Origin of the sequence: Amycolatopsis sp. NPDC051758, from assembly GCF_044453095.1 — a bacterium.
GTDB lineage: Bacteria > Actinomycetota > Actinomycetes > Mycobacteriales > Pseudonocardiaceae > Amycolatopsis.
On the sequence record NZ_JBITCJ010000005.1, the window covers coordinates 112,251 to 125,349 of the forward strand.

At 65.2% G+C, this 13,099-nt stretch carries 17 protein-coding genes; 8 read left to right on the forward strand and 9 right to left on the reverse strand.

The window, feature by feature from the left end:
• The first annotated feature begins 65 nt into the window (after positions 1–65).
• The gene (locus ACIA5G_RS23910) at positions 66–1,631 is read left to right on the forward strand and encodes a carbohydrate-binding protein (protein ID WP_395926734.1); all 1,566 of its coding nucleotides are present in this window, start codon (positions 66–68) and stop codon (positions 1,629–1,631) included.
• A gap of 4 nt (positions 1,632–1,635) precedes the next feature.
• On the opposite strand, the gene ACIA5G_RS23915 is transcribed toward ACIA5G_RS23910, so the two are convergent.
• Positions 1,636–2,007 carry a winged helix-turn-helix transcriptional regulator gene (locus ACIA5G_RS23915; protein ID WP_395926736.1) on the reverse strand — a complete coding sequence of 124 codons (372 nt, stop codon included), beginning with the start codon at positions 2,005–2,007 and terminating at the stop codon, positions 1,636–1,638.
• A gap of 67 nt (positions 2,008–2,074) precedes the next feature.
• Between ACIA5G_RS23915 and ACIA5G_RS23920 the strand changes: the two genes are divergently transcribed.
• Positions 2,075–2,878: an NAD(P)H-binding protein gene (locus ACIA5G_RS23920; RefSeq protein WP_395926738.1), complete on the forward strand. Its 804-nt coding sequence runs from the start codon at positions 2,075–2,077 to the stop codon at positions 2,876–2,878.
• Positions 2,875–3,702, forward strand: a complete 828-nt coding sequence (locus ACIA5G_RS23925; RefSeq protein ID WP_395926740.1) for an alpha/beta fold hydrolase — start codon at positions 2,875–2,877, stop codon at positions 3,700–3,702. Before ACIA5G_RS23920 ends, ACIA5G_RS23925 begins: the two co-directional genes overlap by 4 nt.
• Here ACIA5G_RS23925 and ACIA5G_RS23930 read toward each other — a convergent pair.
• The 4 genes from ACIA5G_RS23930 to ACIA5G_RS23945 are packed head-to-tail and all read right to left on the reverse strand — an operon-like array spanning position 3,640 to position 5,539.
• Positions 3,640–4,560: a hypothetical protein gene (locus ACIA5G_RS23930; RefSeq protein WP_395926742.1), complete on the reverse strand. Its 921-nt coding sequence runs from the start codon at positions 4,558–4,560 to the stop codon at positions 3,640–3,642. The two genes, ACIA5G_RS23925 and ACIA5G_RS23930, sit on opposite strands and share 63 nt — an antisense overlap.
• Positions 4,545–5,081, reverse strand: a complete 537-nt coding sequence (locus tag ACIA5G_RS23935; RefSeq protein WP_395926745.1) for a hypothetical protein — start codon at positions 5,079–5,081, stop codon at positions 4,545–4,547. Before ACIA5G_RS23935 ends, ACIA5G_RS23930 begins: the two co-directional genes overlap by 16 nt.
• 60 nt (positions 5,082–5,141) lie before the next feature.
• The gene (locus ACIA5G_RS23940; RefSeq protein ID WP_395926747.1) at positions 5,142–5,390 is read right to left on the reverse strand and encodes a pentapeptide repeat-containing protein; all 249 of its coding nucleotides are present in this window, start codon (positions 5,388–5,390) and stop codon (positions 5,142–5,144) included.
• Positions 5,351–5,539 carry a hypothetical protein gene (locus ACIA5G_RS23945; protein WP_395926749.1) on the reverse strand — a complete coding sequence of 63 codons (189 nt, stop codon included), beginning with the start codon at positions 5,537–5,539 and terminating at the stop codon, positions 5,351–5,353. The genes ACIA5G_RS23940 and ACIA5G_RS23945 overlap by 40 nt, the downstream gene beginning before the upstream one ends.
• Positions 5,540–5,647: 108 nt before the next feature.
• On the opposite strand from ACIA5G_RS23945, the gene ACIA5G_RS23950 reads away from it, so the two are divergent.
• The gene (locus ACIA5G_RS23950; RefSeq protein WP_395926751.1) at positions 5,648–6,031 is read left to right on the forward strand and encodes a VOC family protein; all 384 of its coding nucleotides are present in this window, start codon (positions 5,648–5,650) and stop codon (positions 6,029–6,031) included.
• 79 nt (positions 6,032–6,110) lie between these two features.
• Here the strand turns inward: ACIA5G_RS23950 and ACIA5G_RS23955 are convergent, their stop codons facing one another.
• Complete coding sequence (locus ACIA5G_RS23955; RefSeq protein WP_395926753.1) at positions 6,111–6,815, reverse strand: DUF899 family protein; 705 nt, start codon at positions 6,813–6,815, stop codon at positions 6,111–6,113.
• 84 nt (positions 6,816–6,899) lie between these two features.
• Positions 6,900–8,543, reverse strand: coding sequence for a tannase/feruloyl esterase family alpha/beta hydrolase (locus ACIA5G_RS23960; protein ID WP_395926755.1), 1,644 nt, complete (start codon positions 8,541–8,543; stop codon positions 6,900–6,902).
• Between the two features lie 728 nt (positions 8,544–9,271).
• On the opposite strand from ACIA5G_RS23960, the gene ACIA5G_RS23965 reads away from it, so the two are divergent.
• The 4 genes from ACIA5G_RS23965 (at position 9,272) to ACIA5G_RS23980 (ending at position 11,932) form a co-directional block, all read left to right on the forward strand.
• On the forward strand, positions 9,272–9,586 hold the full coding sequence (locus tag ACIA5G_RS23965; protein ID WP_395926757.1) for a helix-turn-helix domain-containing protein: 315 nt from the start codon (positions 9,272–9,274) through the stop codon (positions 9,584–9,586).
• Between the two features lie 71 nt (positions 9,587–9,657).
• Positions 9,658–10,422: a DUF5677 domain-containing protein gene (locus tag ACIA5G_RS23970; protein WP_395926759.1), complete on the forward strand. Its 765-nt coding sequence runs from the start codon at positions 9,658–9,660 to the stop codon at positions 10,420–10,422.
• A 194-nt stretch (positions 10,423–10,616) separates the two neighbouring features.
• Positions 10,617–11,483, forward strand: coding sequence for a macro domain-containing protein (locus tag ACIA5G_RS23975; RefSeq protein WP_395926761.1), 867 nt, complete (start codon positions 10,617–10,619; stop codon positions 11,481–11,483).
• On the forward strand, positions 11,480–11,932 hold the full coding sequence (locus ACIA5G_RS23980) for an HIT family protein (protein ID WP_395926763.1): 453 nt from the start codon (positions 11,480–11,482) through the stop codon (positions 11,930–11,932). Before ACIA5G_RS23975 ends, ACIA5G_RS23980 begins: the two co-directional genes overlap by 4 nt.
• Positions 11,933–11,951: 19 nt before the next feature.
• On the opposite strand, the gene ACIA5G_RS23985 is transcribed toward ACIA5G_RS23980, so the two are convergent.
• Positions 11,952–12,473, reverse strand: coding sequence for a TIR domain-containing protein (locus ACIA5G_RS23985; protein WP_395926765.1), 522 nt, complete (start codon positions 12,471–12,473; stop codon positions 11,952–11,954).
• 59 nt (positions 12,474–12,532) lie between these two features.
• A complete protein-coding gene (locus ACIA5G_RS23990) occupies positions 12,533–13,039 on the reverse strand; it encodes a TIR domain-containing protein (protein ID WP_395926767.1) in 507 nt (168 codons plus the stop codon).
• Positions 13,040–13,099: the final 60 nt, after the last annotated feature.

Below are 13,099 nucleotides of genomic sequence, written 5' to 3' on the forward strand. Positions count from 1 at the left end.
CTCGCCGTTAGACAGGACTCTTTACTAACCGGGGTAGACCTCCGATGTCTCCACCGGGAGTACGCATGTCCTTGTCTCGGCGATTCGCGAGCGCGCTGGCCGCCCTCGCACTCGCGGCCAGCGGTCTCGTCCTATCCTCACCCGCAGCGCTCGCCCTGGAAAACGGGTTGTTGCGCGTCCCGCCGATGGGCTTCAACAACTGGAACTCCACCCAGTGCAAGGCTGACTTCACCGAGGGGATGATCAAGGGCATCGCCGACCTCTTCGTGAGCAAGGGGCTCAAAGACGTCGGATACACCTACGTCAACATCGACGACTGCTGGGCGCTCCCGTCGCGCAACTCGGCGGGTGACCTGGTGCCCGATCCGGCGCGCTTCCCGCACGGCATCAAGTCCCTCGCGGACTACGTCCACGGCAAGGGCCTGAAGTTCGGCATCTACACCAGCGCGGGTACGAAGACCTGCAACAAGGCCGGCTTCCCCGGCGGGCTGGGCCACGAGCAACAGGACGCCAACCTGTTCGCCTCCTGGGGTGTCGACTACCTGAAGTACGACAACTGCAACAACCAGGGGGTCGACGCGCAGCAGCGGTACAAGGCGATGCGGGACGCCCTCGCGAAGTCCGGCCGCCCGATCGCGTACTCGATCTGCGAGTGGGGCCAGAACCAGCCGTGGACCTGGGCCGCGCCGGTCGGGAACCTGTGGCGCACCACCGGCGACATCTCCGACAAGTGGTCGAGCATGATCGGCAAGGCGCAGGCCAACCGCGGCCTCGCGCAGTACGCCGGCCCCGGCCACTGGAACGACCCGGACATGCTGGAGGTCGGCAACGGCGGGATGACCACGGCGGAGTACCGCACGCACTTCGGCCTCTGGGCGATGATGGCGGCGCCGCTGTTGATCGGCAGCGACCTGCGGAAGGTCTCCGAGGACGACTTCGCGATCCTGAAGAACACCGACGTGATCGCGCTCGACCAGGATCCGCTGGGCAAGCAGGCGACCGTGCTGAGCGCGAACGCCGGGCTGGTCGTCTACAGCAAGGTCTTGGCCAACGGGGACCGCGCAGTGGCGCTGTCCAACGAAACCGCGTCGACGGCGACGATCAGCACCACCGCGTCGGCGACCGGGATCGGCGCTGCGCCGTCGTACACGCTGAAAGACTTGTGGAGCAAGGGAACCCGGACCACCACGGGCACGATCAGCGCGTCGGTGCCTTCGCACGCGACGGTGCTTTACCGCGTTTCCTCCAGTGGCGGCACGCGCTACGAAGCCGAATCCGCGACACTCTCGGCGGGCGGCACGGTCGACTCGAACCACGCGGGTTATTCGGGGACGGGCTTCGCGAACGGCGCCAACGCCGTCGGCAGCTCCGTCGAATGGCAGGTGACCGGACCGGCGACGGCGCTGACGTTCGGCTACGCGAACGGCACGGCGGCCGCGCGCCCGGTGGACGTGTCGGTCGACGGCACGGTGGTCGCCGCGGGGGTGCCGTTCCCGCCGACGGGCGCGTGGACGACGTGGAGCACGGTCACCAGGGCGGTGAGCCTGGCCGCGGGAGCGCACACGATCCGCGTCACCGCGACGACCGCCGACGGCCCGGCGAACCTCGACTATCTGGACCTCTCGCGGTAGCGGGCTACCGCGATGAACCGCGGGTGTCGTAGGCCTGCCGGGCCGCTTCGACCCGGTCGAGGTTGGGTGACCACTCGGCGAGGCTCGCGAAGAGCGGGCCGAGGCTGCGGCCCAGCTCGCTGATCTCGTACTCCACGCGCGGCGGGACCTCGGCGTGGTAGGTGCGCACGACGAGGCCGTCACGCTCCAGCTGCCGCAGCCGCTGGGTGAGCACCTTCGGGCTGATCGTCGCGATGCGGCGTTCCAGCTCCACGAACCGCTGCCGCCCGTACTCGTTGAGCGTCCACAGGATCGGGGTGGTCCACCGGCTGAAGACGATGTCGACCACCGGGGCGATCGGGCAGGCCAGCTCGGGCGAGGGAGTGGTCCTGGTCACTTTTGGTGCCTCCGTCCAATACTTTCCTCTAGGTATCTACTATACCGAGGAAGGTAGCGTCACTCGCATGATCGTAGTGACTGGAGCGACGGGAAACGTCGGGCAACCGCTGGTGCGGCTTTTGGCTTCGGCCGGGGAAAAGGTGACGGCGGTGTCCCGCCGGATCGTGGATGAGTCGCCGGGAGTGATTGCCCGGCAAGGGGATCTGAGTGAGCCGGAAACGCTGCGTCCGGCGTTCGAAGGAGCGTCGGCGGTCTTCCTGCTGGTGCCGGGAGACTTCCGGGGTGCGCTGGAACCGGTGCTGGCGCTGGCCGGGGACGCCCGGGTGGTGCTGTTGTCTTCCCAAGGGGTCGGAACGGGACGGCATCCGGCGGTGTTCGAGGAGGCGGTGCGCGGTCGGAGTCCGCAGTGGACGGTGCTGCGGCCGGGCGGGTTCGCGTCGAACGCCTTCCAGTGGGCGGAAAGCGTGCGGACCCGGCGCACGATCGCGGCGCCGTTCGGCGACGTGGCGCTGCCGGTGCTCGACCCGGCGGACATCGCGGCGGTGGCGGCCGCGGCCCTGCTGGACCCCTCCCACGCGGGTCACACGTACGAGCTGACCGGCCCGGCGCCGGTGACCCCGCGCGAGCAGGCGGCGGCGATCGGCGAGGCACTCGGAGAGCCGGTCGATTTCGTTTCGCAGACACGTGAAGAAGCCCGCGCCGTCATGCTCGGCTTCATGCCGCCCGAGGTGGCGGACGCAACGCTGGACATCCTCGGCGCGCCGACGGCGGCGGAGCAGCGGGTGAGTCCCGACGTCGAAAAGGTGCTGGGCCGCCCGCCGCGGCCGTTCGCCGACTGGGCGTCGCGGTTCGCGGGGGCGTTCAAGTGAACCTCCTGGCCCATCGCGAGCACGGCGCCGGTTCGCCGCTGGTGTTCCTGCACGGCAACCCGACGTCGTCCCGCTTGTGGCGCAACGTGATGCCGTCGCTGCCGGGCCGGCGGCTGGCCCCGGACCTGATCGGGATGGGGGACTCACCCAAGCCGGCGATCGAGTACTCCTTCGACGACCACGCGCGTCACCTGGACGCCTGGTTCGACGCGCTGGAGCTGGACGACGTGGTCCTGGTCGGCCACGACTGGGGCGGCGCGCTGGCGGCGGACTGGGCGTCACGGCACCCCGGGCGCGTCCGCGGCCTGGCGTTCACCGAAGCCGTCCTGAAGCCGATGACGTGGGAGGAGTTCCCGCCCGAGGGGGCAGCGGTGTTCCGCGCGATCAAGACCCCTGGGGTCGGTGAGGCGATGATCGCGGACTTCTTCGGCGGGCTCCCGGCGGAGTACCGCGAGCCGTACACCTCGGAGGATTCGTACGCCCCGCTGCTGCGGTGGGCGCGTTCGTTGCCCCTGGGCGGCGAGCCGGCGCCGGTGGTCGCCCGGATCGAGGCGTTCGGCCGCTGGCTGGCGTCGACCCCGGCGGTGCCGAAACTGCTGATCACCTTCGAGCCGGGCTTCGGCACGATGCTGACCCCGTCGATGATCGACCGGTGTGCCCGGGAGTTCGCGGCGCTGGAGGTGGTGCACCACCCGGTGGTGGCGGGCCACCACACCCCGGAGGACCAGCCGGAGCTGATCGCGAAGACGCTGGCCCGCTGGTTAGCAGACGTGGTCGCGGGTGCTGCCGTCCGGCGCGAACTCGAGGCGGACGTCGGCCGATGACGGCAGCACGATCGCCGTGCCGTCCGTGCGGTTCCACTCGCGCGGCAGCAGCAGCGACGTCCCGCCGGCCTGCTGGACCAGCACGAGCCCGTCGTAGCGGAAGCGGTACTGGGCGTCGGGCGCGCACGGGGTGAGCCGCACCCCGCGCGTCCGCACGCCGAGGTCCTTGCCGCTGAACACGACGGTTTCCGCCATCGTCGGCAGGGCGACCTCGTACTGGTAGGCACGCAGTTCCCCGAGGGCGGCGGAGTAGTCCGTGACCGCCCAGAACGAGCCGACGGTGACCAGCACGAAGGTGAACGTCCACTGCACGACGGCCGCCGTCGCCGAGCCGCGGCGGCCGGTGCGGGCCTGGTGCATCCGGTCGGCCAGCGGGAAGAAGACGAACCCGACGGCGATGCACAGCCCGGGCAGGCCGGGGAACCGGTAGAGCAGGGCGGGCGCGGCCAGGCCGGTCAGGCCGAGCCCGACCAGCCCGACCCCGGCCACCGCGAGCACCGGCACGGCCCGGCGCAGCAGCGTCTGCCACGCCCTCGGCGACAGCCGTGCCTCGAGCAGCCGGTGCGCCCAGAGGACGGCGAGCCCGGTGGCGGCGACCGCGGTGACCGGCACCTGCATCCCGTCGGTGGCGCGGATCAGGTAGTCCGCGACCGAAAAGCCGAGCACCGAGTAGTGCACCCCGAACCACTTGTAGAAGGCGTTGGCGTGCTGCGTCCCGAAGTAGAAGAGGAGCGCCGTCAGGACGGTGGTCGGCGCCAGAATGGAGCTGAACACCTTGAGCGCCCGCGACGGCGCCGCCTCGTTTTCCCCCGGCGTGGGCCGCCCGGCCAGGCGACGTGCGGTCAGGCGGGGTCGCACGGGTTGTTGACCACCCAAGTGACGGTGCCTCCTTCGAACAGCGGGTCCGGGATGAGGTGATCGCCCACGACGCAGTCCTCGTCCTGCCGGCCGATGCCGGGGTCGACCTGGAACGCGTTCTTGAGGCAGACGTCGTGCGCCGGGCAGATCCGGCGGTAGAAGTCGTCCACCTGGAAGTCGGGGAACGGCTGACCGGTCTGCTGCTCGAGGCTGCGCCGGTCGGCGGCGCCGAGCACCCACCGGTCCGGCGGTTTCGGCGGCGGCGGCGGTTTCGACGTGACCGCCGGTGGCCGCGCGGTTGTCGTGGCCGGAGCGGTGGTGCGCGTCGGCTTCACGGCGGTGGTGCTCAACGCCGTGCTCACCGAGGTCGGCGTGGGACCGGCGGTGAGGGCGTCCGCGCTGGTCGCGGTGGTCGCGGCGGCCACGGAAGTGCTGGAAAGCGGCGCCGAGCCGGGCTCGGGCGCACGCCCACAGGCGGCGGCCACCAGCACGAGGACGACCGAGGGGATCACTCTGTTCATCGGACACCACCTCTCCGTGACATGAGTCGGGAGAAGGCCCGGAAATACAACAAGATCCGCTTAGCCGGCGGGCCGCGTCGCCTCGTCGTGGTCACGGGGACGGATCGGCGGCAGGTCCGGCCCGCTCGTGACGCCGGCCGGCCAGGCTGTGCAGGCGTCGGCGTAGGCGCCCTCGCCGGTCAGGTCGGCTCCGCTGAGATCGGCCCCGCGCAGGTCGGCGTACGTCAACCGGGCCCGGGCGAGCCGTGCGCCGGTGAGATCGGCCCGGCTCAGGTCGGCCCCGCGGAGGTCGGCGCCCTCGGCCAGCACGGCGTCCCGCAGATCCGCTTGGTACAGCCGGGTTTCGCCCGATCGGCGGTCGTGGCGCCGGCGAGGTCCCAGTCGAGCAGCCACCGTGGCGCGAGCCGGATCAGCACCCCGAGCCCGGCGGCGGCGAGCACGAGGAGCGCGGCCTTCACCCCGGTCCACGTCGTCCGCGAGCGCTCCGGTCCTGGAGGCCACCCATCGCGTCAGGGTATGCCACTCCGGAAGAATTTTGCCGCCGCGAAGTCCCGTAACGTGAGGTCATGGCTGCCTACTGGACGCTGGTGTGCGACGCGGAAGACCCTGCGCGAGCGGCCGATTTCTGGGCGCTGGCCCTGGGTTACGTGCCGGAGCCGGGGTTCGACAAGCCCGACAACGCGTCGATCGTCGACCCGGCGGGGGTCGGCCCGACGATCGGGTTCGTGAAGGTGGCGGCGGGCAAGACGGTGAAGAACCGCCTGCACCTGGACATCCGCGTCGCGGGCCGGGGTCCGTGGGACGTGGCCGAGCGAGGCCGCCTGATCGGTGCGAAGGTGCCCGAGCTGGTGGCCGCGGGGGCGACGGTGGTCCGCGAGGCGCACGCGGGGGAGAACCTCGACTACGTGATGATGCAGGATCCCGAGGGCAACGAGTTCTGCGTCGCCTAGGAAGCGTCAACCGCCGATCCGATGGATTTCGCACCGGATCGGCGGCACCTCGTCGACTTGTGAAATTGCCGGTCTACCCCTATTGTTCGCGCGCTACCGGCGCGGGCCCGTCGAACTCGTCATGCGGCCGGAGCCAGTAAGAGAATTCCTCCTGCGGCCACCCGTCGGGGACCTCTTCGCCTTCTACCTGGCCTCCGTACGGTGTCAACGAGAACAGGCTCGCCACACTGCCGATCTGGCTGACCATGGGCCCGTGCTTCAGGCAATAGGTGCGGTAGATGTCGTCCCCGTCGCGCAGGAACATGTTCAGGGCGAACCATTCCGTCGCGTCGAAGTCTTCGGTGAACGACTCGGAGCGAATCGTGTACCAGGGAATGTCCGTCCAGCCCATCCGCTCGGCGTAGGCCTGCAAGTTGCCCAGCGGCGCCGGCGACGCCATCGCGAAGGTGATGTCCCGGGCGTGCAGGAGGTTCAGGTCGGCGACACCGTCGACCCAGGAGGAACAGCCGCTGCAGCCGGCGTCGGGCCAGCCGTCCACCCCCTCTTCGAAGAAGAACCGGTACAAGATCAATTGCTTGCGACCCTCGAAAAGGTCGGCCAGGGAAAGCTTCCCGTCCGGACCCTCGAACGAATAGTTTTGCTCGACGCGCACCATCGGCATGCGTTTGCGGGCGGCGATCAAGGTCTCCAGCGCCGCCGCGACGGACTCCTCCTGCTGGGTCAGGGACTTCTGCGCCTCGGCCCATTCGGCTGCCGACACGATGGGTGGTTTCGCGATAGCCATAGTTCATCCTAAGCAGAACCGGGGAATGAAGGGGCTTTCCGGACGAGGTTCGTCCGGAAAGCCCCTTTTCATGACACGGCTACCTCACGGCGCGATCGGTCCGGGCCTGCCGTAGAGGTCGTTCCCGGCCCAGCTCACGATGTCGTCGACGGGCCGTGACGGCGGCGCGGGGACGAAGTTCGCGGCGTCTTCGATGCTTCCGCTCCCGTCGTACTTGGCCACCACCGGGTACGGGAACACGGGACGGGTGCGGGCCACGTTGCCGGCGGCGTCGCGGCCGACGGCGATGGTGCGGTCCGGCGCGGCGCCGCGTTCGACCCAGTTGAACAACCCGGGCAGCGGGTTGTACTCGGTGAGCTTGTTGCCGTTGTTGCCGCAGTGGTAGAGGCCGGGGACCACGAACAGCCGGGCCCAGCTCTGGGTGGCGGCGGGGCCACCGGAGGAGCGGGTGAGCCGCTGGTAGTAGTCGAGGGTGCCGGCCGTCGGGATCGCCTGGTCCGCCCAGCCGTGCCAGAGGATCAGCTTCCCGCCGGAGCGGCGGAACTCGCTCAGGTCGGTCGACATCGCGTTGGAGCGGACACCTTCCGCGGTGAGGCGGTTGAATTCGGCGGCCGTGAAGGTGAACTGGTCGACCGACGAATGCGGTGTCCCGAGCGGGTAGGCCATGTACTTCAGGTAGCTGTCGGCCAGCAAGCGTGCGAAGGCGACGCCGCCGGTTTCCGGCGAGGGCAGGACCCAGTCGCCCCAGGCCCAGGCGAGTTCGGAGCCGACGGTCTGGCCGCCCGGGTACAGCTTGCGGCCGGTTTCGTCGGTCGGCGGGGCGTAGAGCTTCTTGGTCGCCGCGACCTGGGCCGCGGTGAGGCAGCCGGCGTTGTCGGTTCCCGGCGGGCAGGTGAGCGTCGCGGGGTCGAAGGTGCAGATCCGGGGGTCGTCGATGGCGCCGTCGACGAGCCCGTCGGCTCCGTCGCACGAGGACACCGCGGCGGTGTGCAGTGCGGGGAGCTTGTCCCTGGTCAGGATGGGCTGGCCGTCGGCGCCGGTGTTCGCCTGGGCCAGCCAGGTCTGGTAGACGCCGAAGAGCGGACCCCAGTAGCCGGCCTGGGCGCCGGTGACGATGCCGTTGAAGTCGTGCGGGTAGCGCTGAGCCAGCAGAAGAGCTTCACGCCCGCAGCCGCTGAAGTAGGACTTCGACGGCGGGGCGCCGTAGAAGGTGGTGATCAGCTGCTTGGAAGCACGGGACACCACGTGTGCCCCCCGGAACGCGAAGTCGTCGCGGGCGGCTTGGCTGTTCGCGGCCCATTTGCCGTCGTCGAAGGCGAACGGGGTGGTGCCGACGTGGCCACCGTCGGTGGCCGCGACCGCGACGTCTCCGCCGTGCGGCAGGTCGCACCCGGCCATCGCCGGGATGGCGATGTAACCGCAGAAGCCACCACAGCCGTACTGCAGGTACCGGCCCGCGTACGTCTTCGTCGGCAGCTTCAGCTGGAAGTTCACGGCCGGTTCGACGTAGCCGCTGACGTTGCAGGTTTCGGATTCGGTCGCCGTCGCGGGCACCACGGTCGCCGCGGTGACGTGGGTGACCGCGTCCGGCAGGGCGTAGGTCCGCACCAGCTCGGCGCAGGTCTGCACCGGCCGGATGGTCGTCTTGGCGGCGGAAGCCGCCGGCGGTACAAAGATCGAGACGGTCGTCAATAATACCGTCACGACGAGCACAGCAAATCTTCGCATGTTCTACCTCGGTTCCCAGTTCCCCCGATTGGGTCATTGGGCTACACCCTTTATCACCGCCGATGGGTTGTCTTCTTTCATCGTGCTCTCGGCCCGATACGTGACCGAATCAGTTCGGCTCACAAATGTGTTTTCTTTCCACTTAGGACAGAGTTGGAAAATTTCGTCCACTGAAATCTCATGATCCGCAGTGGACAGTCCTGACCAGGGGTGATGCTCCGGTTACGGCAAATTCTGTGGTCACTTCATCGCTCGTTGTGATTGGCCTGATCGTGATGAAGGCGGAACCATGGCATGATTGTTGATATTGCAGTCCGGTGTCGCTGCTCGCGGGCGGTAGCCTTTTCGGTGCGTGGAGTTAAGGGTAAAAGCTCACCACATTCCACCCTGGGCGGAATCTTCACTCCTCGCGTTTGCCCGTGCACTCGGCGAACATCTTATGGATGAAAACAGGCCGGAGTGCGTGGTGATCCGGCCGTGCCGGCTCCCGAGGCGGCCGGCGACCGGCGCAAGAAGGGGCTGGACCCGCAGGTCCAGCCCCTTGAGTCGGGGTGATTGAGGCCTTTTCAAGGCCGTCCCATCAGGTAAAACGCCTGGTCAGGATGGCTGAAGAGTGGCCGACTGGTACTACCAGTAGTCTTTTCAAGACTGCCTGTAGTCGGACTGCGCGCCAGCTGAGCTCTGCCGAGGTGGACGCTCTCGTCGCAGCTCACGCGACAGGGGAGTCGGTGGCGCGACTTGCTGAGCGGTTCGGTGTTCATCGCGGCACCGTCGGCAAGCATCTCCGCGCCCGTGGCGTCGTCACGGCGAGCCCAGGACTTCATCCTGACGACGTGCCTGCTGCTCTTGAGCTCTACGAAGCCGGCTGGACCTACGCCCGTATCGCGGACAAGTTCGGCGTCAGCCAAAGCACGGTGCGGGACCGGCTGCATGAAGCAGGTGTTCCGAAGGCGGAGCGGTACGGGCGGCGCGGCCGCAACTTGCGAGCCTCGACCAAATCTGACGGCGAAGGCGCGCCGCCGACAGCGAATCTCGGCGCTTAACTTGAAACCTCAAGAACACGCTTGATGTTTCGAGCTAGCAGCGAGCTTGCCGTCGGCGCATACTAATCCCTATGACTGACGCGCGAGCGGCCTACGCTCCGATACTTGAACGACTGCTTACCCTCTATCCGGCTTACATATCCAGAAGCGCGAGGGACACGATTCGTCCTGGTTATCGGAAAGTCGCTCACATTGCGCATGGTTGGTACATGCGCTGTCATCGTGGCGTCGAAGCAATCCTGCTCCTCGATGACGCCGGGTATGCCGAAGAAGCCTCCGGGATCAGGCGGTCGATTATCGAGCACGTCGTTGCTCTCAAGTGGCTTGCGGCCGAAAGGGACCACATCAACGACACCCTCATGCGCGGCCATGCCCGTGACGCCGAACGACGCAAGGACGCCGTAACCGGCGCCGGCTGGACCTCAGTGGACCCCTTGGAGATTGCCGCTGTCATTGCCGGTATTGACCTGGACAGTCGAGACAAGAGCGGTGACCATCTCCTGCACTTCGCCCAGCGCATGACCAAGTTTGGTGACGTGCATACACTGCCCGGCTACCTGGCCGAGTGCTCACGAGTTCACCCTGGCTACCAATCGGCTATCTGCTACGTGAATATCCCGAACGGTGGGCCACTCCCACAGTCGCGCGACGCAGTGTGGCAAGTGCCCTTCGCTGCCACTAATCTGCTTGAAGCCGTAATATGCATCAGAGAAGTATTTGACCCTCCACCTTGGGGAGAGGTTTTGAACGAGCTTGGTCGCGAGTACCGCGAGGTGACAGATCGCGTGCGTGAACAGGATGGTCTACCGGCAATAAACTGGAGCGACGGGCCGTAGTCACGAACTCAGAGCAGACGCTCAGGAGGCGTCAAAAAAAGAATCCATGATAGACATCTGACACGTCTGCGAGCCACGCGATGGGTGCAGCTTGGCGCTCAAACGGCCGCGGACTACTGAGATCGACTATCATAGACTATACTTAGTCGCATGATAGTCGGCTACCAAACGCATGCACCCGAGGATGCGCCTCAGTGAGGATCACGAGAGATCTCAAGAAGAGGCGTTTCTGGGCCAAGCTCTCAACTCAGACTTTTGCAGCGTTTGGTTTACTCTCAGCGGGAGCCGGTGTAACTGACGCGTTGATCCCCGGCTCGCTTGCTCCTGTTGGTGGGTTTCTGCTGATCGCAGTCGCGATTGCCTCCGTGATCTATGGACTGATTCGCGCGTGGCCGAGGCCGGTACAGCAGTCCTACAGTTCGCCAAGTACGGAAATCTACATTACCGAGGGGGACTTGTTTGGCCAGGACGGCCATGTTGTCATCGGCATGACTGACACGTTTGATACTGCTATACCGCACATAATCGATCAGAACAGCGTGCAGGCACAACTGCTTAAGCGAGCATACCTCGGAGACACTCAACGCCTTGATGACGATCTAAACAAGGCTCTCGAAGGGAAGCCGAGCGCTGGAGCATTTCAGCCAGCCGACTCCAAGCCTGGTAAACAAAACCGCTACCAACTTGGCACTGTGGCTGTCCTCGAACCGGCCATTCGCAAGCTCTACTTCTGTGTCGCCTATACTAAAATGAACAAGCGCAACGAGGCCCGAGCCACCGTTGATGGCATTTGGCGGTGCCTCAATAGCCTATGGGATGAGGTGCGAGCCCGCAGCAACGGCGAACCGGTTTCGATGGGCGTCATCGGCGGCGGTCAAGCTCGTATCTCGCAGCACCTGCCGCCCCAGGATGCCGTACGTCTCACTGCCATGTCGTTCATGTTTGCCTCTCGCGAAGAGCGGGTGACCAGCCGCCTCAACATCGTGGTAAGGCCCGAAGTTGCCCGCGACCTCGATATGCTCGAACTCCAAGCATTCTTAAAGTCTTTGAGGCCATCATGACAACATCAATTGAGATACCCGAAGTTAAGTCCTGTGCGTTCTGCGATTATCTTAGCGGTGCCCGACCTTTTACCATTCTGAGTCGAGACGAGCTCACAGCTACTCTCGTCACGCGCGAGCAACGCGGAGTTGGTCATCTGCTTGTAGTACCCGTCGCCCATCGCCCGACGTTGCTCGATCTCGATAGTGCAGAGGCTTCAGCCTTGATGGCGTCAGTAATGGTGGCCGCCAGGGCGATCACTGACGCATACCGACCAGAGGGAGTTGCCGTCTGGCAGAACAACGGCATCGCGGCACATCAGACCATCCCGCATGTCCACTTTCACGTAGCTGGCACTCTTCCGCAAGGCGGGACCGAATGGGACGAGGTTGACGAAGTATCCCTTGACGAGACGGACCACATCGCGGCAAAGCTACGCCCGTTCATAGAGAGCTCCACGCAAGGTTAAGACCGGACTGCACCAAGGACTACTTCAGGCCAAGCCGGTCGTAGACCGATTGCTTGTAATGGTACGGACCGGTCTTCGGTGTAGTCGCCTTCAAGTTGTCGGCGTACGCCTGAGGAAAGTTGTCGAGGGCGTACTTGATGATGGTTGGCCCATACGGAACACTCATGGAATATGGCTCACTCAGCGCGGTAGGCAGCTTGCTGTTCTGCGAACCGCGCACTTTATTGAGATTGACGAATACCACCGGCAGACCGCGACGCTTGATGGCCTCAACCTCGTAGTACAGGAAGGTGTCTGACTTAGCCGCTTTTGACCTCGTCGTGTCGCTAATGAGCACTACGCACTGTTTGGTGTTGGCCAAGCGCTCGCCCAGACGTCGCCTGATGGTCTCCGGCTGACTAGTATCCAATGCCGTGTTGAGGTCATGGGCATCGTGAAAATTGAAATCTATATTCTTGTTCTCCTTCCAGCCAGTCATAAACCAGTAGCTCGTGATATCCTCACTGGCAAACGCGACATAGGTTTTGTTTCGATACGCCATGCTGTCTCAATTTTCTCGATAGCTGATGTATGTTTCAGGCGGTACGCCAAGCGGTCGGGTCATAAGCCTAGGTCTCGGTATACCGAAGCCGGATAACTCAATCCATGGTTCTTTGTAGAGTGCTTATTGGAGTGGTACCAGTCTGGATAGTTCGCTAGGGCATGTCTTATGATCTTCTGCTCGAAAGAGATATGGACGGTATTCGTATCGTCTTCAACCGCTGCGGGACACCGCGATGGATCGTAGATTCGCTCACCATTAAGGTTTGCAACAATGATCGGAATGTCGAGTCTGCGGGCGAGCTGGATCTCAAAGGGAACAAACTTTCGCAGGAACCTAGTGTTCTCGCCAACAAGGAGCAACATGGCCTTTGAATTCTGCATCCTCATTCGGAGTGACGCCTTGATTGACTCTGAGAGGCTGGTGTCACGCGAGCTTCCCAGATCGTGCGCGTTATGGAACTCGAAGTCAATGCCCGGATTGGCTCGCCACATCTTAAGCGTCAAATAATAGTTCATGTCGTTATCGCCATCGAAGGCGATGTAAAGCTTGTTGCGGTACGCCACGATAGAGCAGCCCCTTCAGTATCAATCATCTGCATTTTACCATCGTCAAGCCATCTCGTC

What these genes read in the sequence shown, in the direction of transcription:
- ACIA5G_RS23910 (WP_395926734.1), top strand. Translation starts at nt 66, where the DNA reads ATGTCCTTGTCTCGGCGATTCGCGAGCGCGCTGGCCGCCCTCGCACTC.
- ACIA5G_RS23920 (WP_395926738.1), top strand. Translation starts at nt 2,075, where the DNA reads ATGATCGTAGTGACTGGAGCGACGGGAAACGTCGGGCAACCGCTGGTG.
- ACIA5G_RS23935 (WP_395926745.1), bottom strand. Translation starts at nt 5,081, where the DNA reads ATGAACAGAGTGATCCCCTCGGTCGTCCTCGTGCTGGTGGCCGCCGCC.
- ACIA5G_RS23950 (WP_395926751.1), top strand. Translation starts at nt 5,648, where the DNA reads ATGGCTGCCTACTGGACGCTGGTGTGCGACGCGGAAGACCCTGCGCGA.
- ACIA5G_RS23955 (WP_395926753.1), bottom strand. Translation starts at nt 6,815, where the DNA reads ATGGCTATCGCGAAACCACCCATCGTGTCGGCAGCCGAATGGGCCGAG.
- ACIA5G_RS23960 (WP_395926755.1), bottom strand. Translation starts at nt 8,543, where the DNA reads ATGCGAAGATTTGCTGTGCTCGTCGTGACGGTATTATTGACGACCGTC.
- ACIA5G_RS23970 (WP_395926759.1), top strand. Translation starts at nt 9,658, where the DNA reads ATGACTGACGCGCGAGCGGCCTACGCTCCGATACTTGAACGACTGCTT.
- ACIA5G_RS23980 (WP_395926763.1), top strand. Translation starts at nt 11,480, where the DNA reads ATGACAACATCAATTGAGATACCCGAAGTTAAGTCCTGTGCGTTCTGC.
- ACIA5G_RS23985 (WP_395926765.1), bottom strand. Translation starts at nt 12,473, where the DNA reads ATGGCGTATCGAAACAAAACCTATGTCGCGTTTGCCAGTGAGGATATC.